The organism is Nocardia sp. CDC153, assembly GCF_035818515.1.
GTDB lineage: Bacteria > Actinomycetota > Actinomycetes > Mycobacteriales > Mycobacteriaceae > Nocardia.
In genome coordinates, this window is record NZ_JAYKYU010000002.1 from 800731 (window position 1) to 827079 (window position 26349).

At 63.8% G+C, this 26349-nt stretch carries 33 protein-coding genes; 8 read left to right on the forward strand and 25 right to left on the reverse strand.

Going from position 1 to position 26349, the window contains the following annotated elements:
* Positions 1-5 precede the first annotated feature (5 nt).
* Positions 6-320, reverse strand: a complete 315-nt coding sequence (locus VMT65_RS12145) for a hypothetical protein (RefSeq protein ID WP_326308211.1) — start codon at positions 318-320, stop codon at positions 6-8.
* Position 321: 1 nt separating this feature from the next.
* Positions 322-1047 carry a hypothetical protein gene (locus VMT65_RS12150; RefSeq protein ID WP_326308212.1) on the reverse strand — a complete coding sequence of 242 codons (726 nt, stop codon included), beginning with the start codon at positions 1045-1047 and terminating at the stop codon, positions 322-324.
* Positions 1048-1433: 386 nt separating this feature from the next.
* On the opposite strand from VMT65_RS12150, the gene VMT65_RS12155 reads away from it, so the two are divergent.
* Positions 1434-2000, forward strand: coding sequence for a hypothetical protein (locus VMT65_RS12155; protein WP_326308214.1), 567 nt, complete (start codon positions 1434-1436; stop codon positions 1998-2000).
* A 204-nt stretch (positions 2001-2204) separates the two neighbouring features.
* Positions 2205-2468 (forward strand): hypothetical protein, encoded by a 264-nt coding sequence (locus VMT65_RS12160; RefSeq protein ID WP_326308215.1) that lies wholly within the window; start codon positions 2205-2207, stop codon positions 2466-2468.
* 116 nt (positions 2469-2584) lie between these two features.
* Here VMT65_RS12160 and VMT65_RS12165 read toward each other — a convergent pair whose 3' ends face one another.
* Positions 2585-6235 carry a tetratricopeptide repeat protein gene (locus VMT65_RS12165; protein WP_326308216.1) on the reverse strand — a complete coding sequence of 1217 codons (3651 nt, stop codon included), beginning with the start codon at positions 6233-6235 and terminating at the stop codon, positions 2585-2587.
* A 36-nt stretch (positions 6236-6271) separates the two neighbouring features.
* Here VMT65_RS12165 and VMT65_RS12170 point away from each other — a divergent pair, with 36 nt between their 5' ends.
* On the forward strand, positions 6272-7213 hold the full coding sequence (locus VMT65_RS12170) for a hypothetical protein (RefSeq protein ID WP_326308217.1): 942 nt from the start codon (positions 6272-6274) through the stop codon (positions 7211-7213).
* A gap of 450 nt (positions 7214-7663) precedes the next feature.
* Here VMT65_RS12170 and VMT65_RS12175 read toward each other — a convergent pair whose 3' ends face one another.
* The 19 genes from VMT65_RS12175 to VMT65_RS12265 form a co-directional block, all read right to left on the reverse strand.
* Positions 7664-8344 (reverse strand): hypothetical protein, encoded by a 681-nt coding sequence (locus tag VMT65_RS12175; protein ID WP_326308218.1) that lies wholly within the window; start codon positions 8342-8344, stop codon positions 7664-7666.
* Complete coding sequence (locus VMT65_RS12180) at positions 8317-8523, reverse strand: hypothetical protein (RefSeq protein ID WP_326308219.1); 207 nt, start codon at positions 8521-8523, stop codon at positions 8317-8319. The genes VMT65_RS12175 and VMT65_RS12180 overlap by 28 nt, the downstream gene beginning before the upstream one ends.
* A complete protein-coding gene (locus VMT65_RS12185; RefSeq protein ID WP_326308220.1) occupies positions 8523-8918 on the reverse strand; it encodes a hypothetical protein in 396 nt (131 codons plus the stop codon). Before VMT65_RS12185 ends, VMT65_RS12180 begins: the two co-directional genes overlap by 1 nt.
* Positions 8915-9187 carry a hypothetical protein gene (locus tag VMT65_RS12190; protein ID WP_326308221.1) on the reverse strand — a complete coding sequence of 91 codons (273 nt, stop codon included), beginning with the start codon at positions 9185-9187 and terminating at the stop codon, positions 8915-8917. The genes VMT65_RS12185 and VMT65_RS12190 overlap by 4 nt, the downstream gene beginning before the upstream one ends.
* A complete protein-coding gene (locus VMT65_RS12195; protein WP_326308222.1) occupies positions 9184-9786 on the reverse strand; it encodes a hypothetical protein in 603 nt (200 codons plus the stop codon). The genes VMT65_RS12190 and VMT65_RS12195 overlap by 4 nt, the downstream gene beginning before the upstream one ends.
* 2 nt (positions 9787-9788) lie before the next feature.
* Positions 9789-10043, reverse strand: coding sequence for a hypothetical protein (locus VMT65_RS12200; RefSeq protein WP_326308223.1), 255 nt, complete (start codon positions 10041-10043; stop codon positions 9789-9791).
* 2 nt (positions 10044-10045) lie between these two features.
* Complete coding sequence (locus tag VMT65_RS12205; RefSeq protein ID WP_326308224.1) at positions 10046-10513, reverse strand: single-stranded DNA-binding protein; 468 nt, start codon at positions 10511-10513, stop codon at positions 10046-10048.
* 193 nt (positions 10514-10706) lie between these two features.
* On the reverse strand, positions 10707-11603 hold the full coding sequence (locus tag VMT65_RS12210; RefSeq protein WP_326308225.1) for a hypothetical protein: 897 nt from the start codon (positions 11601-11603) through the stop codon (positions 10707-10709).
* A gap of 31 nt (positions 11604-11634) precedes the next feature.
* A complete protein-coding gene (locus tag VMT65_RS12215; protein ID WP_326308226.1) occupies positions 11635-12069 on the reverse strand; it encodes a hypothetical protein in 435 nt (144 codons plus the stop codon).
* On the reverse strand, positions 12066-13004 hold the full coding sequence (locus tag VMT65_RS12220; RefSeq protein ID WP_326308227.1) for a helix-turn-helix domain-containing protein: 939 nt from the start codon (positions 13002-13004) through the stop codon (positions 12066-12068). Before VMT65_RS12220 ends, VMT65_RS12215 begins: the two co-directional genes overlap by 4 nt.
* Positions 13001-13177 (reverse strand): hypothetical protein, encoded by a 177-nt coding sequence (locus tag VMT65_RS12225; RefSeq protein ID WP_326308228.1) that lies wholly within the window; start codon positions 13175-13177, stop codon positions 13001-13003. Before VMT65_RS12225 ends, VMT65_RS12220 begins: the two co-directional genes overlap by 4 nt.
* Positions 13174-15135, reverse strand: coding sequence for a hypothetical protein (locus VMT65_RS12230; RefSeq protein WP_326308229.1), 1962 nt, complete (start codon positions 15133-15135; stop codon positions 13174-13176). Before VMT65_RS12230 ends, VMT65_RS12225 begins: the two co-directional genes overlap by 4 nt.
* A 115-nt stretch (positions 15136-15250) precedes the next feature.
* Positions 15251-15517, reverse strand: a complete 267-nt coding sequence (locus VMT65_RS12235) for a hypothetical protein (RefSeq protein ID WP_326308230.1) — start codon at positions 15515-15517, stop codon at positions 15251-15253.
* Complete coding sequence (locus VMT65_RS12240; RefSeq protein ID WP_326308231.1) at positions 15514-16269, reverse strand: hypothetical protein; 756 nt, start codon at positions 16267-16269, stop codon at positions 15514-15516. The genes VMT65_RS12235 and VMT65_RS12240 overlap by 4 nt, the downstream gene beginning before the upstream one ends.
* Entirely contained in the window at positions 16266-16502 is a 237-nt protein-coding gene (locus VMT65_RS12245) for a hypothetical protein (protein ID WP_326308232.1), read from the reverse strand. The genes VMT65_RS12240 and VMT65_RS12245 overlap by 4 nt, the downstream gene beginning before the upstream one ends.
* On the reverse strand, positions 16499-16657 hold the full coding sequence (locus VMT65_RS12250; protein WP_326308233.1) for a hypothetical protein: 159 nt from the start codon (positions 16655-16657) through the stop codon (positions 16499-16501). Before VMT65_RS12250 ends, VMT65_RS12245 begins: the two co-directional genes overlap by 4 nt.
* A gap of 5 nt (positions 16658-16662) precedes the next feature.
* Positions 16663-17511: a hypothetical protein gene (locus VMT65_RS12255; RefSeq protein WP_326308234.1), complete on the reverse strand. Its 849-nt coding sequence runs from the start codon at positions 17509-17511 to the stop codon at positions 16663-16665.
* Between the two features lie 12 nt (positions 17512-17523).
* Positions 17524-18186, reverse strand: a complete 663-nt coding sequence (locus VMT65_RS12260) for a hypothetical protein (RefSeq protein WP_326308235.1) — start codon at positions 18184-18186, stop codon at positions 17524-17526.
* Positions 18183-18356, reverse strand: coding sequence for a helix-turn-helix domain-containing protein (locus VMT65_RS12265; RefSeq protein WP_326308236.1), 174 nt, complete (start codon positions 18354-18356; stop codon positions 18183-18185). The genes VMT65_RS12260 and VMT65_RS12265 overlap by 4 nt, the downstream gene beginning before the upstream one ends.
* A gap of 244 nt (positions 18357-18600) precedes the next feature.
* Here VMT65_RS12265 and VMT65_RS12270 point away from each other — a divergent pair, with 244 nt between their 5' ends.
* Positions 18601-19311 carry a creatininase family protein gene (locus tag VMT65_RS12270; protein ID WP_326308237.1) on the forward strand — a complete coding sequence of 237 codons (711 nt, stop codon included), beginning with the start codon at positions 18601-18603 and terminating at the stop codon, positions 19309-19311.
* On the opposite strand, the gene VMT65_RS12275 is transcribed toward VMT65_RS12270, so the two are convergent.
* Both VMT65_RS12275 and VMT65_RS12280 read right to left on the reverse strand, forming a co-directional pair.
* The gene (locus tag VMT65_RS12275) at positions 19293-20564 is read right to left on the reverse strand and encodes a hypothetical protein (protein WP_326308238.1); all 1272 of its coding nucleotides are present in this window, start codon (positions 20562-20564) and stop codon (positions 19293-19295) included. The genes VMT65_RS12270 and VMT65_RS12275 overlap by 19 nt on opposite strands.
* Before the next feature lie 74 nt (positions 20565-20638).
* The gene (locus VMT65_RS12280) at positions 20639-21934 is read right to left on the reverse strand and encodes a tyrosine-type recombinase/integrase (RefSeq protein ID WP_326308239.1); all 1296 of its coding nucleotides are present in this window, start codon (positions 21932-21934) and stop codon (positions 20639-20641) included.
* 334 nt (positions 21935-22268) lie between these two features.
* Between VMT65_RS12280 and VMT65_RS12285 the strand changes: the two genes are divergently transcribed.
* Complete coding sequence (locus VMT65_RS12285) at positions 22269-22814, forward strand: DUF3558 family protein (RefSeq protein WP_326308240.1); 546 nt, start codon at positions 22269-22271, stop codon at positions 22812-22814.
* Positions 22815-22916: 102 nt separating this feature from the next.
* Here the strand turns inward: VMT65_RS12285 and VMT65_RS12290 are convergent, their stop codons facing one another.
* Complete coding sequence (locus tag VMT65_RS12290) at positions 22917-23351, reverse strand: VOC family protein (protein ID WP_326308241.1); 435 nt, start codon at positions 23349-23351, stop codon at positions 22917-22919.
* A gap of 124 nt (positions 23352-23475) precedes the next feature.
* Here VMT65_RS12290 and VMT65_RS12295 point away from each other — a divergent pair, with 124 nt between their 5' ends.
* The 3 genes from VMT65_RS12295 (at position 23476) to VMT65_RS12305 (ending at position 26345) form a co-directional block, all read left to right on the forward strand.
* A complete protein-coding gene (locus tag VMT65_RS12295) occupies positions 23476-23787 on the forward strand; it encodes a hypothetical protein (RefSeq protein ID WP_326308242.1) in 312 nt (103 codons plus the stop codon).
* A gap of 166 nt (positions 23788-23953) precedes the next feature.
* Positions 23954-24397, forward strand: a complete 444-nt coding sequence (locus tag VMT65_RS12300) for an effector-associated constant component EACC1 (RefSeq protein ID WP_326308243.1) — start codon at positions 23954-23956, stop codon at positions 24395-24397.
* Positions 24378-26345 (forward strand): caspase, EACC1-associated type, encoded by a 1968-nt coding sequence (locus VMT65_RS12305; RefSeq protein WP_326308244.1) that lies wholly within the window; start codon positions 24378-24380, stop codon positions 26343-26345. Before VMT65_RS12300 ends, VMT65_RS12305 begins: the two co-directional genes overlap by 20 nt.
* Positions 26346-26349: the final 4 nt, after the last annotated feature.

The window sequence follows — 26349 nt, forward strand, 5'->3', positions numbered from 1 at the left end:
GCGTCCTAGTAGAGGTTCTTGAATGCGTGGACGTTGTCCTGTTCTTCTTGTTCGTAGACGTTCTTTCCGGCCTTCAGGATCGCGGAAACAGTATCGCAGGCCACTATGCCTTCGCTCAGCCTGTCTACAGCATACTGCGGGACATCTTTATAGTTGTTGTAGAACTCGGTGAACAGGCCCATCTCATTTTCGAACAGATTCACGTCGTTCTGCGCGATAAGCCGGGCATTGAATAGATATGAGCCAGCCGCCGTCCATTTGACCTGCGCATTGCCCAAGTCGCCGAGAACGACCTCGACCCGGTCGTGCTTATCTGTCATGTCAGTACCCCCTACCTAGAAGTTCCAAAAGCTCGCGGCGATGCTGCCGTTTCATTTCAACCAGGTCTTCGTCAGAGTGGCGCGACCAGTCTCGCCGTGCCTGAAACTTCGGCTGCATCGCACGGATCTTATCGGCGCATGCGAGGATTTCAGCCTCCAAGGCATACGAATCTGCGCATCCCCACCACTGAGACCACACTCGGATCGAACGAATCATCTCTCGGTCACCGGATATCGTCATGACCGGCTCATCGTTCATCGTGGCCGGGCCTTGCACCCGGTAGTTCCCGAACCCGAACAGTTCGTCGCTCAGCTCGATGTAGCGGTCCCAAGTGTCCGTCTCGAGAAGCATGATCGTTCGCTGTCGGTCGGAGAGAAAGTGAGCGTGGGGGTAGATCAGCGGAAGCACCCCGCCGGCTGCTTCGCTCAGCCGGGCCTTCTGCCGAGCAACCCCGCCTTGATAAGCCTTGAGCAGTTCTCGCCCGACCTCATGCGCTGAGACCTGGTACTGCCAGTTGCTGGCGAACTGGAGTCGCGTCGGCAGCAGACCGTGATCGACCTCGATCGACACAAACGACGATGACGGCCCGGCGGACTTCTGCGCAGGGGTGGCGGGAGCGGCAATCCTCGGTGACGGTGGAGGCGTTCGCCGCGGTGGTGGCGTATACGCTGGATCGTCATCCCAGTCGTCGCCACCTCCCCCAAAGTTCGTGTAGCGGATCACCATTGCTGTGAACACCCCCTGAAAACCCAGACACCAACTCGCGATAACGTATCAGCAGGCCGCTGGGACCAGCAATTTTTCGGGCCGCCTCGTCGCGCTGGGGCTTCCGATCTTGGTGACATACCTCCGACGGAACCCCAACCGCAGGAGACGGCTAGGGGTTCTCTGTCAGCCATGCCCCGTCGACGAACCGTTGCGATGACCGCGTGAAGCCGCACCGCTGACCGCGTTGTTTGAACCGGTCCAACGCACGAACGCCTGACCGTGATCCATGAAGGCGACGAGCAGCACTGAGCGCAACGACCGAATCGTCCGCGCGGAGCGCTGTATCCTTGTGCCGCAACAAAAGTGAGCCTAACGCCTTATGGCGGATGCGGCATAGGGGGAACATGGTCAGTCAAATCATCACCATCGCAGGCGTCCTCGTGGGCGCGATCTCGTCCTATGTCGCCACCTATGTGCTGACCCGGCAACGGAATCGGTACGAACTCTCCACCCGCTGGGATAGCCGCAAGCTTGATGCCTATGAGGGCTACGTCGACAAGGTGCGCACGAATATCTCGGCAGCCTGGACCCTCTATCACGCGTACCGCGACGGGGCACACCCTGATTCTCGCCCGGAATCGGAACTGCGCGCGCTGCTCTCGGAAGCAGGCAGAGATCAGAGCCGTGCGTTTGAGCGAATCATGATGTTGGGAGGCGACGACGTCGTCGAGGCCGCCCATCAGCTCAATGCCGTAGTGGCAGAACTGGTCTGGCGAGCTCGCGGCGAAGTCGATGCACCGACCGATGAGTGGCGGCAGCACTATCGGGGCTCATTTCGTGCGATAAACGTCTTTCATGAAGCTGTTCGAGCGGACCTCGGAACCCGCGGTTCGGTTACCGGTGTGACTCACCCGGAGCGAGACATCCTGATGCCCCCGGCCGTCCGCGAAGACCCTAGCGACGAGTGCTGATCGAGGCACCGGCAGACGGGGGCAGCTAGTCGAGGTCAGCAGGTTCGGGTACGGGTTCGTCCGATTCTGCTCGGTGATGTACTCGAAGCAGTCCGGGCACATCATGCCGCCCGAACCTACGGGTCGTTCGCCGCAGATCTGGCACAGTTTCTGGTCATCGGACATACCGGTGATGATAAGCGACCGCTCGGCTATGTTTCGAACATGGGTTCGACAGGCGGCAAGTCGATGCCGAAGACTGAAGGCACGGAACCGGAGTTGGAGTATCCGAGTGCGACCGGCCATTATTACCGCACCGCGACCAGCCCGCCGAAGCCGGTCTGGGTGCGCCTGGATGCGATCCTGGTGCGCGATCCCGGCAGGCCCAAGCATGTCAACGGGGCTGGGGTGCACATGACTGGCGAGCGCCCCGGCGTCCTGTCTCATTGGGTCCCGACAGTCGACGGCGACTGGCTCGGTTGTAGATAGCGTTTGCATCTGACCGGTCGACCGTTGCTTTTTGGCTGACCTAATCCGAATGGGGTTCGAAGCTATCGTCGATAGAGTGCAGCCGACCTAGTCCAAAATCTTCGTGGATATCGTCGCTATTCCGGTGGATCAGGGCGTGATTCAAGCAGGACATCGAGGTAGCTACGGGTGGCGACGGTGTCGGGGTGGTCAGAGCCCAGGGCCCGCAGACGGTCGGTGAGTAGCTGTTCGTATTCGGTGATCGCTCCGGCGACATCCCCGCTTTCACCATGCCAGGCGGCGAGGTTGCTGCGGGTGGTGAGGGTGTCGGGGTGGTCGGGCCCCAGCACACGCAAGTGGTCGGTAAGCAGCTGTTGGAACTCGGTGATCGCTCCGGCGACATCCCCGCTTTCACCATGCCAGGAGGCGAGGTTGCTGCGGGTGACGAGGGTGTCGGGGTGGTCGGGCCCCAGCACACGCAGACGGTCGGTGAGCAACTGTTCGTATTCGGTGATCGCTCCGGCGACATCCCCGCTTCGGCCGCGCCAGGCGGCGAGGTTGCCGCGGATGACGAGGGTGTCGGGGTGGTCGGGCCCCAACACACGCAAGTGGTCGGTGAGCAACTGTTGGAACTCGGTGATCGCTCCGGCGACATCCCCGCTTCGACCACGCCAGGAAGCGAGGCTACCGCGGGTGGTGAGGGTGTCGGGGTGGTCGGGCCCCAGCACACGCAGACGGTCGGTGAGCAGCTGTTCGTATTCGGTGATCGCTCCGGCGACATCCCCGCTTCGGCCGCGCCAGGCGGCGAGGTTGCTGCGGGTGACGAGGGTGTCGGGGTGGTCGGGCCCCAGCACACGCAAGTGGTCGGTGAGCAGCTGTTGGAACTCGGTGATCGCTCCGGCGACATCCCCGCTTTCACCATGCCAGGAGGCGAGGTTGCTGCGGGTGGCGAGGGTGTCGGGGTGGTCGGGCCCCAGCACACGCAGACGGTCGGTGAGCAACTGTTCGAACTCGGTGATCGCTCCGGCGACATCCCCGCTTTCACCATGCCAGGAGGCGAGGTTGCTGCGGGAGGTGAGGGTGTCGGGGTGGTCGGGCCCCAGCACACGCAGACGGTCGGTGAGCAACTGTTCGAACTCCGCGATTGCCCCAGTGACGTCGCCGCTTTCACCGCGCCAGGAACCGAGGTTGTTGCGGGTGGCGAGGGTGTCGGGGTGGTCGGGCCCCAGCACACGCAGACGGTCGGTGAGCAACTGTTGGTATTCGGTGATCGCTCCGGCGACATCCCCGCTTCGGCCGCGCCAGGAGGCGAGGTTGTTGCGGGTGGCGAGAGTGTCGGGGTGGTCGGGCCCCAGCACACGCAGGTGGTCGGTGAGTAGCTGTTCGAATTCCGCGATTGCCCCAGTGACGTCGCCGCTTTCACCGCGCCAGGCGGCGAGGTTGTTGCGGGTGGCGAGAGTGTCGGGGTGGTCGGGCCCCAGCACACGCAGACGGTCGGTGAGCAACTGTTCGTATTCGGTGATTGCCCCAGTGACGTCGCCGTTCTCACCGCGCCAGGAGGCGAGGTTGTTGCGGGTCGCGAGGATGTAGGGGTGCTCGGGCCCCAGCACACGCAGACGGTCGGCGAGCAACTGTTCGAACTCGGTGATCGCTCCGGCGAGATCGCCGCTTTCACCACGCCAGGAAGCGAGGTTGCTGCGGGTGATGAAGGTGTCGGGGTGGTCGGGACCTAAAGTGCCGATGAACAACGGAAGCCAGGTTTCCCATCGATCACGGTTGTCGGCTGCATTGGCCGTATTCAGGGAGTTCAGGTGGAGAATTGCGCCTTCGGGGTCGCCGACGGCGAGATAGTGTCGCACCGCTGAGTCGCGTGCGTACTTCGTGACGGCATCGGTCTGGGTGCAGTTGATGGCGGCAAGGATGGCGTAGTGGGCATCGCGCGGGGCGATTCCATGCTCGCTGAGATGCCACTGGATTGACTGTTGGAAGTCAGTGTGCGCGAGTCCGAGTGACTCATTCGAGGTGCCGGGGTTGCCGCGGCTGATCAGTGCGCCGAGGTTGGCGATCAGATCGCGGATCCGTGATGCCGGTGTAGTGATGCCCAGGGCCGGTAATGCCACGTGGAGCAGACTCAGGGGAAACACCGGCCCTGATCCCGCCGCAGCAACAACCGCGAGAACAGCAGCGATAGCGTCGGCGGCGTCAGGGCCAGAGTCGTCGACCGCTTGGTGGATACGACGTTGGATCAACGTATCGAGCGCTATTTGGCCGATATCATCGTCGTCGAGTGTGCGAAGTTCGATCATCAGGCGAGCCAGCAGCCATCCACCGGCAGTGGTCTGGGTTCGGATGGAGCTCAGCCACTGCTGCCATTCCGGCCCGCCGTCTCGTGAACGGGCGATCGAATGTGCTTCGCGGACTGTGGCAATGATGTCGTGGTCGGTGGGAGCATCGATCCAATACACCTCCTGGTGCACGAGATCGGGGATGGTCTCAGCCTCAGTGCTGTGGCGGATTCCCACAATGGCTCGAACATGAGCGAGGTTGGCGCGGCGGGTCAGCTCACCGATCGCAGCGCAAATCTGGGCTTTCGCACCCTCCTCAGGCTGATCGAGTCCATCGATGATCAGGGTGATTTGCCCGAACAGTGGACGAACCAATGCCAACGGCAGCAGCACTACCAGCTCAATCTGGTCCGGCAGAATGTCCGGGTCGATGTAGCGGCTCGCGACCGTCTCGACCGCTTCGGCGTAACCATCCAAGCGTTTGTTGAATTGGGTTGCGAGTTCGTCGATAAAGGTTTCGATCGTGCTTGTCACGTCCAAAAACACTGCGGCGGTTACGAAGTCAGAGGTGAAGGGTGCTCTATCGAGCATGCTAGGGCGGATCAGCAACGACATCAGCGTCGATTTCCCGCAACCCGCCGGACCAACGACCGTCCGCAAGCGGTGAGTAGTGTCCGCGTAGATCTCCGCCGCACGCCTGTGCAGCGTCCGGCTGATCGCCGGGCCACCGGTGAGCTGATCGACGAACCCGGCCGAAGGGCGGCCATGCACGGCGTCCCTGACACGAGAAACGTTGGGAACCAACCATAAACCGGGATCACCTCCCGTCGCGGAGCTGCGCGCGATGGGCAACTGTCGCCGACAGGCATTGGCAATATGCGGGCGCAGATCACTCGGCCGCAGAAAGGTGCCTTGTTGCGGTAGTCCATGGGCGAAGGCATCAAGCATGGTCCGGGTGAAACAACCGCTGTAGGCCGCCCCGGCGCGCTCGGAGGCCACCAACAGCTCGATACGTCCGGATCGTGGATCGAGCGCATCCACCCAGTCCTCAGCGTTCCCGACACCAGCACCGGACTCGCACGCATCGATCAAAACGATCAACCCGTCCAACCGAGCAGGGATGAGCTGCTCGGTGATCCCGGTCCCGAGGTTGTAGGCAGTATCGGAATCCAGCCGCTGCTCTGGATCAGAGTCCTTGGCTAGCAAGTAGAACAACTTCGATTGCGTGCTCTTGCCATGCCCGATGAAGCTGATCAACAGTGTGGCCTGCTGTTGCGACGCCGTCGAGAACGCCTCGATAACTGCAGCTTTCAACTCACACACCGTCGGATCGAGCACCGGCCCGTCTACCGCGATCGCCGATTGCCATCCACCGAGCCGACAGAGATCACCATAAAGACGGGTGGCCAGTTCGTTCGTGAACCCCAGAGAGTTCTGTGCATCGCACTCAGATCCGACGACCAGCGCCAGTTTCCCGCCCATGATGAGAAAATACTCGCGCACGCAAGCCTTCTCAGCTGATCACAGGGGGACACACTCATGGCGGCCATCGTGTTGGTACACGGCATCAAACAATCGCAGTACTCTGCCGACCAACTCGAGCAGAAATGGCTCCCTGCCCTCGCCGGTGGAGTCCGCATCGCCGGTCACCCAAACCTTGCCGATCGACTCTGGCGCGGCAGCCGCCCTGGCGATCTTGAGACCCGAATGGCCTTCTACGGCAACCTGTACCTGGACCCGAACGCCCAAGGCACCACCCCTGGCAGCGACCTCGACGAGCAACAACAACAGCTGACTGATCAACTAGCGCTCGCCTGGCTGACCGCTGCCAGCGAACGAGCCGCCGATACCGGTGACCGCCGAGAAGCCACCAGGCAGATACTGGAACTAACCGAATCGATCGACGGCGCTCAAGGAGACCGCAAACTCCTGCGTTCCGCGGCCCAGGGCCTGGCCCGCTTGAAATGGTTCGCTCCCAAAGGTTTCAGTGTGGCCGAACGGTTCATCAACACCAGCCTCACGGAAGTGACCCGTTACCTCACCGACGAAACCATCCGCGAACAAGCCCAGCAGCAGATCCTCGCACTCATCGGTCCCGAAACCCGCATAGTGATCGCCCACTCGCTCGGCTCGGTCGTCGCCTACGAAGCTCTGCATCGCAGCACCCAAGCTCTGACCCTGGTCACACTCGGCTCACCGCTGGCGCTGCAAAACATCATCTACCCAAAACTGCGGCCCCAACCAACCACGGTGCCAGCCACACTCACCCACTGGTACAACATCGCCGCCCGCGACGACCTCGTCGCAACCTTCCAAGACTTCGACCGCTACTTCCTCCCAGCCGCCGGACAAACCCTCACACCAAACACGCGCATCATCGATAACGGCTCACAACCACACGACGCCACCCACTATCTGAGTAAAAGGAGCCTCGGAACCATCACCGCACAGTCGCTCGCCACCAGTCTCGCGACCGATTGAAACTACTCACTATCAAACAGGAACGTTCGGTCACTGACCGGGCGTGCACAAGCTTGGGCGCGTCACCTACAGCCTGCAATACGCCGACGGCCGCCCCGACCTGCACATGCGTGATCAACTGGTCCCGGCCTACGCGCTCCGTCCTCGGGGAACGGATGCCTCGAGGTGAGGGGCCTGGTAGAAAAGGGGCGGAGCCCGTGCCTGGCTGTAACAGGCACGGGCTCCGCTTGATCAGTATTCAGTTGTGTTCGAAGGGTTCAGCTGAACAGGGTCAGCTGGTTCCGGTGAGCTTTCCGATCGCAGTCCTCCCGATGGATCCTCGCCAGCCGCATCACCTTTGACCTTGGCATGCCGTAGTCGATGGCGATCGCGTCCCAGCTGCGACCGTGGTCGTACTGTTCCTGGAACTGTCGTCCGTACCGGAGTTCGGTCCGGCGGCTCATCGGTTTCTTAGCCTTGGCCATCGTCGATGTCCCAGTGGGGGTCGACGGGGCCGCGGATTCCGCAATCGAGGCATTCCTCGTTGAATGCATCGATCAACCGGCAGGTTTCGTGCGCACACTCCGTTGTGTGGCCGGTGTCCCGCTGGGATCCGCTGTGGTGGCGGGTGGCCCACCAGGTGTCATATGCCCCGCATTCGGTGCACATGACGATCCGGAACTTCGACGGATCCCATTGCGACGGAGGAACATCGACCATGGCCGCACCGCACAGGCAGTTCGGCACAGTCGCGTCCGGATCCATCGGATGGGGTTCGTAGGGTTCCCAGTGGCCGCATTCGGAGCAGTGCCACACCAGGATGATGTGATCCTGCCCGGTGAGGAGCAGCATGCCGACCAAGATGACCGCCATCGGCTCGCCGCAGCACATCATCGGAGTGACCCGATCGATGCGCGTCTGGGAATTCCAGTACCCCGGTAGCTCGCCGCCGCGGGCCATCCACTTGTCGAGATCCTCGAAGTTTCCGACGAACCGGTGCAGCAGCAGTGCCTGCTTGTTGATCAGCAATTCTGCGTCCCTGCGGCCGGAGATCTGCCAATGGCGTAGTTCGTCGAACTCAGTGATCAGCTCGCGGATCACTTGCAAGGTCAGGTTCGGGTCGATCACGGCGTCACCGCCGTGCGTGCCCATTCCCATTCCTTGGGCAGGAAGCCGCCTTGCGACAGCTCTCGATCCAGCTTCTCGACGTAGTCGGTGAGCTCGATCAGGATGCTGACCAGCCATCGCAGGTCGTGCACATCCCATACCGCGACCTCGTAGTACCGCTTGATGCACTGCCGGATCTCGGCCAGCGCCACGTTCGGGTCCATCACGCCCTCCCGGTGGCCGGCGGTTGCGAGCACAGGTCGTGCTGGGCTTGGAGCGCACCGAAATCCCATTGCAGGCACTGCACCTGATCGAGCAGTTCCTTGCAGTAGTCCTTCAGCTCGTCGCGCTCCTTGATCAGCTCGGCCACCCACACCCCGAATGCCTTCTCGTCCGCGACGGCCGGTTCGCCCTCGTCGACGGGAACACCGTTGCGGAGTGCTTCGGTGATGGCCTGCAACAGATCCGCGGTGCTGGGGCGGGCTAGCTCGGCCGTCACCGACCGGTACAGTCCGCCCAGGCTGTAGAGGAAGGTGAACCGGAACTTCGCGCCCGGTGCCATGGTGATCAGCAGCCGCCCGAGGCGGTCGGTCCGCTGGATCATCTGTGTGGTGTTCACCGCGCCACCTCCGCGTCTTCTGCGGTGGTGGTCAGGACTGTCCACGCTGACGGTCCTTCGCGTGTGGCACCGTTCTGCTCGGCGTTGAGCAGAGCCTGCCCGATCACTGCCAGCACAGTGTTGGCCTGATCGCCGGGGAGATCAGCGATCATGTAGTGGCTCGGGTCGCCGTGGATGTAGGCGATCCGCATGCTGCCGTCGTCGCGCATCGTGGCCGCGATCGCGCGGATCTCGGTCACACTGTGCGCCTTGTATTCCGCGTTCATCACGCCGCCTCCCCACTGGTCCGCGGGACGGTGACGTGGCCGGGTAGCGCATCGTGTTCGTCCCAGGGGTCGAAGTAGTGCACCCACCAGCGGTCGTTCTCAGTGGTCACCAGCGAGATACGCCCGCCGCAGACTCGGCAGTACACCGGCCCGAACTGGAGGGGTTCGTGGTCGTTGATGGAATGCGGTTCATGTGTCCACCAGAAGTCAGTTCCGTTGGACAACAGACTGATTCGGCCGCCGCAGTCGCGGCAGAACACGGGTTCGTCGTCCAACGCCCGCACGGTGCCGTCGGCGTTGACGATGACCGTATTGTCGACCTCGTTGTCGGTGACGCTGGGTTCGGGTCCCTCGACCTCGGTGATGATCGCGGTCAGCCGGTCCCGGAGGACATGCGCCTCGGCCATGGTGAGACAGGCCAGGACGCGATCGTAAGAATCGACGCTCCAGCGGATTTCGATCTTCCCGCGGGAATCGCCGACCGGCAGTGATTCGACGGTCGCATCAGGCATGTTGTGCCAGTGCGTATAGATCTCGCCACTGCCGCCTCGGCCGTACTCGCCGTTGGATGCGGCGGCGGCTCGGGTGCTGAGGTACGCCATGATCAGAACTCCATTTCGTCTTGGTTGTCAGGGATTTCGATGGCGTCGCCGATGGCGAGCGCGAACAGGTCCGCGACGTCCATGGCTTGCTGGACGGTCAGGTTCATCCCGAATTCGTGATCGATCTCTCCGAAGAGGTGGATCGTGAACTCGATCAGGCCGGTATCGGCCCGATAGCTGGTGCTGAACCCGAACCCCATTCCGTACTCAGCAGTGCCGTCATCGTGGCCGTAGTCGCCGTGGTCGGTGTTGCGCATGATCACGCCTCCTCCGCCTCGGGCTGGAATTCCGCGAACGGGTCATCACTGCCCCGCGGTGCGTTGTTCTTGGCTGTGGCCTGGCCGCCGCTGCGGGCACCGGTGAGGGTGCTGCGCTTGATCGGCTTGGCGACGGCGTATTTCAAAGACACCCCGATCTCATCGACGGCGAGCTCCAGCACAGTGCGCTTTTCGCCTTGGCGGTTCTCATAGCTGCGCTGGGAGAGCTTGCCGGTCACGATCACCCGCGATCCCCGCGAGAGGGATTGGGCGACGTTGTCAGCGGCATCGCGCCACAGTGCGCACCGAAGAAACAGTGCGGCACCGTCTTTCCACTGGTTCGCCTGGCGGTCGAACACACGCGGGGTCGATGCGACCGTGAAATTCGCGACCAACTGACCGTTGACTTCCCGAAGTTCGGGCGCGTCGGTCAAGTTGCCGATGATGGTCAAGGTGGTTTCACCGGACATTGTTCTCACTACTCCATAACTAGAATTGGTTGTGTCCGTTGATAATTGGCTGCCGAAGCGAGGCAACGGCATGTGTCGATGTTGTGAATCCGATTGGGTAACAGCCGGAATGGCTGTGCGGTGTCGGGTGTGGTGGGTTCCTCCTTCCTGGTGTTGTTGTTGAAAAACTCAGGGGTTCCGCTCAATTCGGTGCTCACGCCTCGGCCTCCATTTCAGCGATGAACTCCGCGGCGGCTTCCGCGTTGGCCTTCGGCTGGTGGCCCGGATTCGGCGTCTCGGCCTGCGCTTCGGCTGGGCCCGCGGTCGCAGTGCTGCCGTTCGCGGGCTGGGCTTGGGTCGGCTGTTGGGCCTGCTCGTTGAGCTGGCTGGCGTTCTGGATGGCGCGGGGCTTCGCGTGTCCGTTCGTTGTTGCGGCGGTGGCGGTTTCGCGAGGGATCAGAACTGCCAGACGCTCTTCGAGTTGTTCGATTCGTTTGGATAGTTCGTCGAACCGCTTGTCGGACTCGCGCTGCATCTCGCTGGTGTCCGCCGTCGCGGGTTTCGAGGCTTCCTCGGCTGCGGCGGCGCGTTGCTCGCGATGTTCGGCCACCCGGTTCTCGCTCTCGGCGGCGGCGAGGCGGGCCTGTACCGCCGCTTTACCAGTGATTGGCCGGAATATGTTGCGGGGCACCGGCGTTTCCCGATCCGCGTCGATTGCATCAAGGGTTTGGACGACTTGCCCGCGCTGTTCGGCGGTCAGGACGGTGTCGTGAATGGTGTGTTCGATCCCTGCCCGCAGCCCGCGCAGGTAGGCGGCAACGCCTGCCTGTTCCTCGGCGCTGGCACCGGCGTTCGCGCGGGCCTTGGCTGCTCGCGATTCACGCTGATAGTCCTCGACGCGCGCCTGATACCAGGCCCGGGTGGTCTCGATCTGGTGGGTGAGCAACTTTTGTGCGTCGCGGAACTCGCTCACGAACTGCTTGTATTCGGTGCGGGACAGCCGCACGGAGCCGTCGGCGCTGGCGCGCTGGATCCGCTGCCACATCTGTAAGAGCAAGGCCATGACCTGCGGCCAGTTTCGCGTGACTTCATCAACTTCGTTGCCGGGCATGAGAATTCACGTTCCTTTCGAGGTTTTGGGGTTAGGCCGTGGCTGGGGCGGAGCGCGCGCTGCGCCAGGCCCGCCAGAGGACTCGGGCAGGACGAGATTGCTCGAATACCTGCCGCGATGCGGCGCGGTAGGTGGCGGCCCCGAGGTCGCCGAGGTGGTGAGCCAGAGTGGCGGTGTCGGGGCGGGCGGCACTGACCCAGATCCCGTAGCCGATCCAGCCCGCCAACCACACAGTGAGCGGCACCGTGGCGGCGGCCGGGGCTCCGGAGGCATCGACCAGCCACATCGTCGGAACGGTCACGGCGACTGCGCCGATCGCGGCGCGGGCTCTGACGATCCAGCGGCCGACGCGGCGGATGCGGCTGGGTTGGGTAAGTGCGGACAGATCGATGCCGGAGGACTCCATGAGCGCGGTCAGCTCACCGTCCCAATCGATTCCCGGGCTTTTGCCGTCGTTGTTGGTCATGACAGGGCTCCTTCGTGCTCGTCGTGGTGGTTGGTGTTCAAGGTGCTCAACCAGTCGAAGTCCGACTCAGCGAGCTCCGAGGTGGCGGTGGTGTCCGCCGGATTGGCGATGACCGTGTCCGCGGTGCCGGTGGTGTCCAGGAGGTTGGACAAGTAGCGGCGGACAGTGCGTTTGCTGACCCTGAGTTCGGCGGCGATACGTCCATGGGTCCAGCCCCGACTGTGGAGTGCTCGGGCCCGTTCGCGGCGAACGTCAGGTTCGGTGTCCGCTCGTCTGGGCTCGGTGGCCAGCACCTCGGCGGGGCTGTCCACCTCTGCGGCTCCCCTATCCGCTTGCGGGACAGCGTGGTCGGCGTGTCCGGAGACCGTGGCCACCGCCGCGACAACCGGATCAGTCGGGATAGGTAGGGCCTCGATCTGCGTCGTGAGGGCAATCTCGCGGGTGGGCGTCGGATTCGGGTCGCGGATCAGTACTCGCGGCTGGTCGGCAACCTCGGTCGTGGCCTGCTCGGTCACTTGGACGGGGGTCAGCGACAGCAGCGCGAACCCGCACACCACCATCAACCCGTCAAGGGTCAGCGGCCCGACCTCGGCGGCGGGATGCCCATATCCCCAGGCCAGCAATACATCTCGCACGTGCGAGTAGGAGATGACCGCCGACCCGAACGCCACGGTTCCGGCTCCGCCAAAGCGGGCGATGGTCCAGCCGAGCCCGCGCCTCCAGCTCACTCGGGCGAGGACTTCGATGCTCAGCAGCAATCCGATCGGCCAGATCGCGGACCCGAATCGGGCGGCGATCACCAGCGCGAGCCCGCTGGGCATGTGCACGGTCGGCAAGTAAGTGTGGAGGACGTTGGTGGCCACCGAGGTCAGCGAGCCGAACCAGAATCCGGTCTGGGCGACCCTGTGCCCCAGTGGGCTGGTCGAGGTGTTCATCGTGTCCGCCCCCTGTCGGTGCGGTTGCCCGCGTGGTCGGCAGTGGTGTCCCCCTGGGTGTCCGGGATGTCCGCTGTCATGTCCGGGGCGGACAACCGGGTGCGGCCGAGGTCGCCGTGGTGGCCGCCGAGGGTGGCCACATAGGCGGTCATGGGGCGCAGGTAGTCGGTCATGCCGCTTCACCGCCCTCGGTGAAACCGAGATCGGCGCGGCGCGCCCGCCCGGAATCGAAGTCACGGACCTTCTGCAACGGCACCCGGGGCAGGGTGTTGACCGCCCACCGTTCCGGGCGCGGATCCGCAGGGAGCGGCACGATCTCGTCCAGGTCCACCGGGACCACATGGCCCCATTGGGCTTTCAGAGCATGCACCCAGACCACGTCACCGCGTTCGAATTCCGCGAGCCGGTTCGGGTCGATGAAGAAGGTTTCCCGGTTGCCCAAGGTGCCGTCCTCGCCGACATGTCCGTTCTTGGAATGGCGGGTGTTCTCGGTGACCGGGGTCGACCCGAACACCTCGCTGACCTTGCCCGCGCCTTCCTCGGCCATGAGCAGGGCACCGGAGGGACAGGCTTCGAGCAGGCGGCGGCGTTCGTCGGGAGTTTGTCCGAGCCCGAACTGGTTCTGGGCGGCGAAGAACGCGACCACGTCCATGCCCAAAAGGCGTTCGGCGATATCGATCTGGGAGATGCCGCCGGTCTTGTCGGCTACTGCCGACATCTCGTCAATGATCAAGATGATCTGCCGGTCGTGCTCACCGCACGCGAACTGCGAGATGAGCGTGTTCAAGGCGGCGACCTGAGCGCGGGCGTACTCGCCGCGAACTGTGCCGGGGACGGTGGCATAGATGACGTCGAAGGAGTCCAGGGGCCGACCGCCGTCGAAGCCCTCGCCGATCGCGGAGAAGATGTTGCGGAACTTGCCCGACACATCCCCGACCGCGGGCGGCTTGTTCTTCTCCAGGGCCTCGATCTCGGCCAGGATCGAATCGTCCTGCGCCCACCCGACTTTAGTCAGCCAGTCCACGCTCAGCCGGTCGAGGAATTCCTTCTTCGACCGCGGCGGCCCGCACGGAGCCTCGACCGCGAGCTTGGTGACTCGGATCCGGTTCTGCTTGAAGTGCTCGGCTCCGGCATCGGTGGATGCCACCGGGTTGATCATCGCTTCGAGCGTGGCGGACATGTCCTCGACGTCCATCGCCCACAGATCGAGACGATTGGTGATGGGCCACAACGCAATCCGCTTCGGATCCACTTTCAGCTTGGCGGCGATCTTCACCACCTGGCGGCCGGTCGCCAGCCCGGGTTTGCCGCCCTTGCAGTCGATAAAGATCAGCAGCGGTCGCTTTTCCCCGGTGCGGACGTAGCGGTGCCAGTACGCGGAATACAGGCCGGTCCCGAGTCGCACGAGCATGGTGGTCTTGCCCGCCTTCTGCGATTTGCCCAGCACCACCATGTGCCCGAGCCCATCGATCGGAAGCTCCAACCGCGAGGTACGCGTATCCGACAGTCGAGTGATGGTGCTCGGCTGGGTCGCGTCGGTGCGTTCGGATAGCGTCCCGAGCACGACGCGGGTTTTGAACCAGCCGGTGACCAGCGGTGCCCCGTAGCGGGCGGCGCGGCGTGCGGCGCGGGCCTTGCCCTGCTGCTGGCGGCGCTTCAAGCGGCGGGTCTTCCACGGCGACTCCACGCCCTCGGTATCTAGCCGTGCCAGGAACCGCGCCCGATACACCGCCGTCAGCGCCCACGCCACCGGCAGACACCCGGCGGTCATCGCCACCAGCGCGCCCGACCACGGCCCCGATGCCACGAGCACCCGAGTGCCCTGCCACCACAAACTCAGTGGCGCGAACCAGGAATTCGCGATCCACATCCCGCCGATCGGCAGGATCACCGCACCGGCCGCGTAGTTGCGGACCTGCCGGGCCTCCCACTTCAGCTTCGCTGCCAGCCGATTCATGGCGACCGCGAGCACCAGGAGAAATCCGAGCCCGAGCAAGAAGGTGCCCAATGTCGCGAAAACCTCACCGACGCTGCCGATATGGAGATGCCAGTCCGGTGCTCGCCACCCGTTGGGCAGGGCCGGGTTCTCGAACTGGCTGGGCGCGGTCGACGGCGCAGGAGCCGTGTTCACCAGAACCTGTGGCGGCACAGCGGGATCCGAGGTGAGTACCGGTACCGAGCTTGGGGCGGGTGGCAGGAGTTGGGCAGTGGTGCCGCAGTCTTGCGGTGTGATCAGTGGAGTGCAATCAGCCATGGTCGGTCGCTCCGTCCGGTGGCTCGGGCTCACTGATCAGGGCCTTCAACACGGCGGTCAGCCGGTCGGCCCGGAGCGACCACAGATCTGGTCGCGGTGCGGTTGGCCACAGTTCGATCCGTTCGGCGGCGATTCCCAATCGGGATGCCAACGCTCGGCGGTGGTGTTCGACCGCTTCGGCGTCGCTAGTGCCGCCGCGTCCGTCGACGATGATCAGCAGTGGATGGGGGTTGGTCGGTTCGGTTCCGTGCATGATCACGGCACCTCCTTTCGCGCCAAAGTGGCGTCCAGGTCATGGATTTCGAGATTCGGCACCCGTTCGATGCCTCGTTTGTGCGCGATCCGCTCGGCGGCAGCCTCGACTGCGCGGCGCAGGGTCTGGCCGCGTACGAAGTACAGGACTCCGGCCAGGTCGTGGCGGTCGGCGGCGTCGAGGGCGGCGATCATTGCGTGTTGGAGCCGTCCCGCGCCGCGTTTGCGGGTGAGCTCGACCTCGACCGCCCAGATCTTGTCCGGGTCGGTGAAGTCCTGGAACCAGGCGTCGTGCACGTGACCGATGGGTTGGCCGTTCTCCGAACGCAATCGGTGATAGAGCAGCCGCTCACTGGTCCACAGCTCCGGATCGGTCTCCATGCCCATCAATGCCAGCCGCAGCGAAGTCACCGCGGTCATGTGCGCCGCCAGCGAAGGCCGCGGCTCCCACGGCCCCGGATCGAAATCGGTGTACCCCCACGATGTTTCGCGCTCGGGAAACACCCACAGCGGGCCGCGTGCGGGCATGTCGGGTTCATCGAAGTACGGGGAAGACCGCCACGGGCCCGGCTCGCCGGTGTCCATGCGGGTCACCTGGAGTTGGCCGGACTGCTTGAGCCGGTGCACCATCGTGCGCGCGGCCCGCAGGCTGCGGCCGATCGCGGTCGGGACCAACGCCATCGTCATCGCGCGTTCCTGCGACACGAACTCGAGAAACCGGGTCTCGTGCGGCTGCTGGCGAAACTCCTTGCTGCTCACCGGGTCACCACCGCCTCACGTGGGCAGTCCGACGGCCACACCGCGACCTGGGTCCCCGGTGCGGGGCAGGCCACCACGGTCACCGGCAGAGCGGAGTGCCGCCCGAACAGCAGCACGCCCAGATACAGGCCCGCTGCGAAAACGAAGGCCAGCAGGATCAGTGCCGCCAGCGCTCCAGGCGGCATCGACACCGCACGCCGGTCCGACGATTCCATGAGGATGTAGTCGTTCATCGCCGACCACCCCACCGACGATTGCGCGAAGACGAATGGACCACGCCCGCCGCGCCCAGGATCATCAGCGCGACCAGCAACAGCATCGCCAGTTGCGGGGCAACCAGACCGACGACCAGCAGGATCACCGCAATGATCAAGGAAGTTCCGATCATGGGAATCACCGCGGCTCCGGGAAGTTCTCAACGCTGAAACCGCCCTTGGGCCGCTGCAACTTCGACACCGTCTTGCCACGCCGCCACAGATTCCAGGCCGCCACGATCAACCCGATCTGGTCGCGATCGCTAGTGCGGATCTTGTGGGTGTGCAGAAAGTCCAGCCGCTGCCGCAAGGCCAGAATCGGCGACCCGGCCGGAAGACCCACCAGGCTGTCCCACAACCGCAGAAACTCCGCCGCCGCGTCTTCGTCGATCTCGGTAAGCCGGATCAATGCCGCACATGCCACCGCGGGGCGACACTTCAGCCTCGACGCCACCGACGTGAACCGCTCCGCCAATGCCACCGTCTCCGGGTACACCGTCGCGAACTCGACGATCCGTGTGGTCGACACCGCGGTGGTGCTGCGATCGCCGAACAGGTTGCCCTCCAGCCACGGGATGTAGACCCGTAGTGCGGCGGCTACGAGGGTGGTGTTGTGGCCGGTGATCCCGGTGAGGGTGAGCTGATCAGCAGGGGTGCGCTTCGCCCCCTGATCCATCGTCAACTGAGCTGCGCGAGATATGCCGCGCACCACCAGCATCGGAAACTTCTGCCCCGCGGTATGCGAGATAGACGTCAACCGGTGGGCACCGTCGAGGACCTCCCCGTCGGGACCGAGGATGATCGGTTCACCATTGAAAACCCAACGGCCCGAGATCATGTCGTCGTAGTACTGCTGCACGCGAGCCTGCCGGATCGGCCGGTTATGCGTGTTGCGCTCCAGCATTCGACGCGCCATCGCCGCATCGATCTCGATAATCTCGCTGATCACACGGTCTCCGGGCTGGCTACCGGCATCGTCGGGGTTCACAAGGTACATGGGTCATCCCTCCTGGGAATCGGTTGTGGGAGTGGGCAGGCGGTCGATGACGGCCTGGATGGCGTCGCGCGCCTGGATGAGGTCGAACCGGTAGCGCTGCGCCAGCTGCTCGGCATTGCGATCGAAGCGGTCGTCGGCCGCCAACCGAGCGAGTGACTCAGCTCGCTTGAGCAGGTCGTAGCGCACCGCTTCGAATGCCTCGGCAATCGGACGACGGCGACGGGGCGACGGGGATCCGTTGCCCTGATCGGATCCGAAATCAGGCTGTTGGGGCGACGGCTTCTGCGATGGGATCTGTTCGGTGTCGGCTTCTTTCGCCGGATAGGTCTTGCCGTCTCCGCCGAAGACAGGACCACGTGTTGCATTTGCAACACCTGCTAGATCTCGCGACACTGTCGCGAAGTTCACGCCGGTCGCTGCCGCGATGGCCCGCGTGCTCAGGCCGATCTCGCGCATCGACGCGACGATCTCCCGCCGTTCCTCCCGCGGAAGCCGTACGCGGCATTCACCGAACTCCTGGGCGCAATACTCGTCCCAAGAGCTGTACCCGAGTGCCTCCCACACCCGATCTAGGTAAGCCTGCGCGATCAATTGCCAGAGAACCTCGGCACCAGCTTTGATCTGGTCAGTCAGCTCTCGCGCGGTACTTAACTCCATGACCATCACGCCGCACTCCCCGCGGTCGGGATCGGACGCGGCAGGCCCTCGACCTCATCGCGAAGGACACGAAGAGTGTTCGGACCGACCATGTAACCGGTCAGGCGGCCCTCCGAGATCCAGCGGCGCACGGTGTCCTTGTGGACCCGGAAGTACTCGGCCGCCTCTTCGAGTCGCATGTATTCGCCTTTGGCCCTTTGCTTTTGGCCTTCACGGCGCTTACCTGTACCTACCAACGCAATCGTTCCTTTCTCTGTTCGGCGGGGCTGAAACCCGTTGAGATACAGAGAAACTCACGAGATGCTGGGCGTAGCAGTGGTACAGCAGGCAGCAGGGGCGTACAGGGGGCGGCACCGTACGACCTCCGTACGACCCCGTCGGATTCATCCGATGTTCTGAGTGCAGCGCGGTATGTTGGTTCGCGTGGACCACCTGCTAACGGGCGCTACCTCAGCGGATGTACGAGCACAGAACCCCGCCGTGGCCGTCTTGCCAATCGGAAGTTTCGAGCAGCATGGCGATTACCACCCTCTTATTACCGATACCGCGATTGCCTGCGCAATCGCACAGAAGATCGCTGATGACCACAATGTGATGCTGCTGCCACCCGTCAGCTTCTCGTGCTCACACGAGCACGCAGGGTTCAGCGGTTCCGTCAGTATTCGAGCAACAACCCTGGCAGCCATCATCGGTGATATCAAGGAGTCTTTGAGCACGTCAGGGATCAAGAAACTAGTTCTTGTCAACGGCCACGGCGGCAACTACGTACTTCAGAACATCGTGCAGGAGGCGAACGTCACGGATCGGCAGATGACCCTCTTCCCTGGCCCCTTGGACTGGCATTCTGCGCGAACTTATTCCGGGATGAAGACCAACGCTCACGAGGATATGCACGCAGGTGAGCTCGAGACTTCCATCTTGCTTCACGTCGCTCCGGAACTGCTCCGATCGGGTTACGAGACGGCCGATTGGCGCGCCGATGATAGACAGTTCTTGCTTGTTAAGGGCATGACCGCGTACACGAAGAGCGGCGTTATCGGATTCCCTTCGTTGGGAACCAAGGAAAAAGGCAGGCTTGCCCTCGAATCACTTTCCCAGCGTTTCAAGAACCATCTTCAGGCACTAGCTGAATAGGGTCTCGGGAACTGCCGGATATTCGATAGCATGCCCCTTAGATCGCCAACGGCTTTCTCGCGACTTGTTGAAAGCTGCCGCGACAGGTCTCGTAGGACTCCCATGGAGCGTGCAGACGGCGCTAGCTGAGTTAGCTCGATCGCCTTCGCGCCCGCGAGGGTTGCTTGCTCGAAGTCGCCCACCCTCACACATACAGCGGCCAGGCGCGCCGCACACAACCCTTGGTCTCGGCGCTGAGACCCTGGCCAGTCGGCAAGCCCCGAGTTGTAGGTGTCGACTGCACGCTCCGGATTTCCGAGCAGTACCCAGCTTTGCGCAGCCTCCATCTCGACATACGAGGGGGTGCAGTACTTTGCGAGACGGCTCGGGTCGTCGGGGTCCGCGTCCAAGACCTGCGCCATCGCGGTGTCGAGAGCCCGTCGGCATTCATCCGCCTCGCCGAAGAGCGCGTGCGCATTCGCAAGTTGCCTTAGTGCCACGGCCCGAAGCTCTGGTGTGATGTCTTCCCACCGCCGCAAGGCTGCGTTCGCGAGACCCAGCCCCTGAGCCGCCCTTCCGGCCTCGGTCAAGATGTTGCTCTTGCGCATGAGGATGTAGGACATGAGATGGTTGTCGCCTAGTTCTTCGGCGTAGTCCATCGCCTGGTTAGTCCAGTACAGCGATGCCTGATGATCGCCGGAATCCTGGTACAGCCAGCCCGCGAACTCACAGAACCGTGCACTGACCTCCAACAGCGATACGCGCATTGCGCCGCGGGCTTTTCCGCACAGGTCCTCCACGAGGGTCAGCTGACTGCGCAGAGTGTCGAGAATGTAGCGCGGGCCTGCCAAGGCGTCCATTCGAACATGTTCGGTAAGCATTAGTTGGAGGTGCTCGACAAAGGCGGGATCAATCGGTTCCTGTGCGAGCGTGACGATTCCAGGTCGGACAACTGAAAGTTCCGGGATGAAAAGCTCGGACGCCCTCGCTTCGAGCGTCGCGTAGCCGAGTTCCTCTGCTGAAACGTCTCGATTTGCAAGCTTGCTCAGCACCGCGACCAGAACCTCGCAGCTGCGCTCGCTCGGCCGATGTACGCCCTTCTTGTAGCGAGCAATCGTGCTGCCATCAGCCGAGACTGGCGGGCCACCGTCGTTCTGGCTGTACTCGACCATTTTCCGCGCGATCAGCTTATTGGGCGTACCCTTCAGCTCGGTGCCCAGCAACTGATCTAGCGGTGTGTCGAACGAGTTCGGGAGTTGTCCGGCTGTACTCATCGATGCCTCCCCATGCCGGACAAGTACAACACGATCAGCCGACATGTTCTGGAGATTCCTTGCATCACTCCCCCTTAGATCTTCGGCCGTCTGCGCGGCGACGAACCGTTCGACCGTGAGCGACGGGGAGGCCGCGACTTCGCTCGATCATTGCTCATGCCCTCGATATCCCGCTCTGGCTCAACGAATTTCGAAAGAGCCACTGCGATCGCAGTGTCGCGGTCGTTAGCTGCATGCTGATACCGCATTGCGGCACCGGGTGTCGAATGGCCCAAGCGCTCCATCAGCTCTTTCAAGGTCGCACCGGTGAGAGCCGCCAGTACTGCGCCGGTATGGCGAAGGTCGTGCAAAGTAAGGTCGGCATGATCCGTGCTGTCTGGATCGTCGTCAGCCGCTTCTACCCATCGCCCAGCAGCGCGGCAAGCGTTGTACCAGTGGCGCGAAAAAGTCGATGGCGCAAGGTGTTCATTCTCGTCAGTCATCGACGGGAAGATGAGCGCATTCCGCCCGGGACCGACGTGATCACGGAGGTGATCCTCGACGGCGGGGATCAAGTGAGGTGGGATAGAAACGTCGCGACTGCCTGCATCGGACTTGGGTTCCTTGACCTTTCGGACCGCAACCCCACGCTCCTTGCTCTTGAGACGGACGACTCCCCGCCGAATGTAGATCCGCCGCCGCACCAGATCGATATCCCTGCGTCGCAACTCGGTTAGTTCGCCAAACCTCAGAGCGCACCAGGTAGCAAACAGAGCCATCAGCTTGAACCGCGGCGGCAAGGTCGTCACGATCACTTCAAGTTCAGCGAGGGTCGCGGGCCTAATCACCTTCGCCCTCGTCACGCTGCCAGCACCCTTGATCTTGCAGGGGTTTTGGTGAACGGGGACCTTCTTGTCCGCGAGCGCGGTGTTGAAGATCGTGGAGCACAGTCCGTACACCCGAGCACGAAGCGTCGGCGTCTCGGCATTCAGCTTGCCGTACCACACTCGGATGTCGTTCTCTTCGATTGATCCGATCGGGTAATCGCCAAGGACAGGCAGGATGTGAGCATCAAGCCAGTCCTGGTAGTCCTCCCGGGTGCGATCGGCCAAATCGCGCGTCTTGATCCACTGTTCGGCGTACTCCCTGAACGTCAGCTTGATGTTCTCCGCGACCACCATGTCGGGCGGCTGCCACGCCTTACGGATGATCTCCGAGTGAACGACCGAGAGCCACGAGCGTGCATCCTGCTGCGCGAGAAAGAGTGTCGGCGCTTTGTAGCGACGCCCGTCCGGCCCGTAGTACTGCGCACGGAAGAGCCCGCTGGGGAGCTTGTCGACGGAGCCGAACGTCCCTGGCGTCCTGTTCTTCCGCCCCTTCCCGCGGACCATGGCACCACCGCCTCTACTCGCGCGGTCCTCGAATCTCAGTTCAGATTGAGTTCATGACTGAGTTCACGATGGGTTCATGTGAACTCAGCCAGTACCCCTCTGTGATGAACTCACCATGAACTGAGAAAAGTGTATCGGTGCCTACCCATGCGCACTAGTGCAACGAGCTGAGTTCATGAAAGATACTGATAGAGACCCATTTTCGCTGCATAGCGGCCATGAGGCGAGATTACGCGATACTGGTTCAATCCCAGTATCGCGCACCAGATTTGGTGAAGGGCCCGGTTACCCACCGGGCCCTTCGCCTATCGGTGGAGTAGTTCAGGAGGGTGCCGTGCGGAAGCGCTTGGTCCGCATGATCGTCGCGGTGGCGGCGGTGGGTCTGGCCGCGGGTTGTTCGAGCGGTTCGGATTCGTCCTCCGGGACGTTGGATCCCTGCCGACAGATCGGGGACGACGCCGTTCGCGCGGCGGGCTTCGAGCCGTCGACCAAGCTGGTCAAGGATGATGTGCCCGGTTCCCCCGCGCACGAGTGCACCTTCACCGCCGCGGCCACCGGCATGCTGCGCATCGACCTGTACACCACGGGCAACACGTACGACCACCTGCTCACCGACGCGCAATCGCGCGCGGCGACCAATGGCCGCACCCCGCCCGAACTCTCGAAGATCAACGGCCGCGACACCTTCACCCACCCCGAGGAAATCATCGGCGAGGACAAGAGCATCCCCCTGGGCTGCTCGACCACCCTGCGCACCGCCACGGGCGCACTGAAGTTCACCGTCCTCCCCCACGCCGAGGACCTCTACCGCACCGACGACGCCTGCAAGGCCGTCACCAAGGCCGCCCAAGCCCTCGAACCCACCATCGGCACCCGCTGACGCACGTCGGCGTTTATCCCGATTCGCGAGACTCCCTCCGACATCGAGACTTTCAGAATCGGGAGCCGCGCACGAACGACCGTGGGTACGGGCTGGGCGGAATCAGTCCAGGCAGAACTCGTTGCCCTCGATGTCCTGCATGACCAGGCAGGACTCGTTGAAGCCGTCCGCGCGGAGCAGTTCCACCTTCTTCGCGCCGAGCTTCTCCAGTCGTGCGCATTCGGCCTCGAGGGCGGCCACGCGTTCGTCGCCGACAAGTCCGGTGCCCACTCGAACGTCGAGATGCACGCGGTTCTTCACCACTTTGCCCTCGGGCACGCGCTGGAAGAACAGTCGCGGCCCCACCCCGGTCGGGTCTATGCACGCGAAGGCGGATCCCTGCCGCTCGGGCGGCAGCGACCGATCGAATTCGTCCCAGCTCGCGAATCCCTTCGGGGGCGGCGGCACGACGTATCCCAGGACCTCGCACCAGAACCGCGCCACCCGCTCCGGCTCCGCACAGTCGAAGGTCACCTGCACCGTTCGCACCACACCCATGCCGACACCCTAATGCCCCTAATGCCCCGTATCTATTCGTTTTCGGCGGGGGTGTGATCGATTTCGGCTGGGGATCGGGCAAACTCGTTGGCGATAACCGAACACGAGCTTTGGGAGTGAACGTATGCGCAAGATGCTGACGTCCGGTGTGCTGGCCGCGAGCGCCGTGGGCGCTCTGCTGGTGCTGCCCGCCGGAAACGCCTTCGCCCTGTCCCCCGCCTGCCAGGCCGCCGGGGACATCCTCAACAGCTACGGCTCGCTGGGCCCGAGCGCGCAGCAGAAGCAGGACGCGGCGGACCGGCTGCACGCGATCGACGCCGACGGCCAGGAGAAGTGGGCCATCGACAACTACGCGAACGCGCTGGCCAACGGCGATGTGGCGGCGGTCGGTTCCGCGGCCCCGATCCTCAACGGCATCTGCCAGCAGGGCGGCTAGAACTTCCTGCTCCGCAGCACACTTCGGGCCGGGTCGGTGGTGACCCGGCCCGAAGTGTGTCAGCGCCGGGACGCTGAGAACGGGCCGGACGGCCAGCGGTGATCGATCACCTCGGCCGGGTTTGGGGCCTAGAATTTCGGCACAACCGTTGCTGGGGAGGGGTCGCGTGAGCGCCACGATCTTTATTTCGATCTCCGATGCCGAGGACGACGTCGCGGAGCTCGGGTCGCTGTTCAACGCCATCGTGGATGACGATGATTTGCGGAGTGTTCGCAAGCAGCTGGTCGGCGGGGAGGCGGTCGCGGGCACGCTGGGGGCCGAGGAGATCATCAAGTTGGTGGTGGAGTCCGCGCCATTGATGGCGGCGGTCACCGCGTGTGTGAATGCCTGGTTGTCCAGTCGCAGAACGAAATTCACATTGAAGATCGGGCAGAACGAGATCTCGGTGAACGGGAAGGTGTCCGAGGATCTGGTGCGGCAGGCGCTGGAGCAAGTGAAACCGGACCCACAGCCCGCGCCGCAATCACAGACCACGCCTGAAGCGCAGCCCGCGCCCGAAGCGCAGCTCGAGCCGAACGGGAACTCGGCGGATGCGGCTCCCCGACAGTGAGCGCTCCCGTGCGGTGCTGATCGGAACCTCCACCTACGCGGCGGATTCCGGTTTCCCCACGGTGCCTCAGGTGGCGGAGAATCTCGCGCGGCTGGCGCGGCTGCTGCGGGAGCGGACCGGGCTCACGCATATCGACGTGTTGAGCGATCCGCGCTCGTCGGAGGATTTCGCGCGCGTCCTCGAACCGGCGGTCGAGGCCGCGGAGGATCTGCTGCTGTTCTACTACGCGGGCCACGGGGTGACGGTCGGCCACGACAACACCGAGCTGGCGCTGACCCACAGTGCGTCTTCCCAACGGCGGCCGGGCTATTCGACGCTGCCCTACGCGGTCATTCGCGATGACATGCGCACCTCCCGCGCCGCGGTCAAGATCGTGATCCTCGACTGCTGCCACAGCGGCAAGGCCTTCGGCGGCCCCGTCCTCGCGGGCGAGGACGACAACGAGGCCCTACGCGAACTCGCCGAAATCGAGGGCGCGTACGTCCTCACCGCCGCCTCGAAATTCGCCGCCGTCCAAGGCCCCGACGGCTGCACTGCCTTCACCGGCACCCTGCTCCGCCTCCTCCACACCGGCGACCCCGACACCGGCGAATACCTCACCTTCGCCCGCTTGTTCCCCCTACTGGATTCGGCGTTGCGCCGCAACGGCTTTCCCCGCCCCCGCGCCACGGGCCGCAACACCGCGGCGGAACTGGCCCTCACCCGCAACGCGGCATGGCACCCGGCCCCCACCCCACCGCAACCCGCTCCACCGGAAATCACCGCGCCGCAACCCGTTCAGCCGGAACCCGCGAAATCGCAACCCAGCCAACCGCAAACCACGGCATCGCAATCCGCCCGACCACAATCTGTTCAGCCGTTCACCGCACGGTCCGTGGGCGTACCGGCCCCGCTACGGAAACTTCCCGTGCGGCCGACCACGCCGCAGCGTGCGGCGTCCGCCGACCCCGCGATCACTCTGCGACCGCGCTTGCTACACGACTTCCAGATGCCGGATCCGGTTCTCGCGCTGGCCTTCTCGCCCGACAGCGGACGACTGGCCGTCTCCTGCCGCGGAACCGCGGCGTACCTGGTCGATGTGCGGTCGGCGCCGCACCAGCGGTTGAGCGTCGAGCACGGCCATCGACTGGCCTATCACACCAATCTCATTCTCGACCGATACACCGATGCCGACAGCCAATTCACCGGCTGGGACATCGATTTCGCGCCCGATGGCGCCGCGTTCGCGACCGCCATCGGCCACGGCCCGGCCGTGGTGTGGGATGCCGAGACCGGTGCCGAGATCACGCGGCCATTCAATCGGGGCGCGGTCCGGGGAGTCCGGTTCAGTCCGGATGGTCGGCGACTGGCCACCCTCGATCGTGCCGCGGTGCTGGTGCACGAGGGTGAGCCGAGGGAACTCGTCTCCGGCGATACCGTGTCGCGAATGGCGTTCAGCCCGGATGGAACCGCGCTGGCCACCACCCACCGCGACGAGTCCGAGATACGGATCTGGAATGTGGCCGACGGCAGCCGGACCGCCACGATTTTGGCGCAAACCCCGTATTGGGTCGCATGGCATCCCCGTGCGGAACGGCTCGCCACCATCGCCATGGGCGGCCGCGTCGAGCTGTGGGATGTCCGTCATCCGTCGCTCACCGCCATACGCGTCTTCTTCCATACGGATCCCTTGGTCGACATGAACTCCATGACGAGGACCGGCCGCGCACGAGCGAATATGGAAACCGTGACGTTCAACCCCGACGGTCGCCTACTCGCCACCACCGCCCGCGACAAGACCGCCCGGATCTGGGACGCCGACACCGGCCGCTGCCTGTATATGATCCCCCACTTCGACATCGTCACCTGCGCCGCCTTCAGCCCCGACGGCCGCATGATCGCCACCGGCGGCCGCGACAAATCCGTCAAACTCTGCGAGCTCGACGCGAACGCACCCAGGAACGAATAGCGCG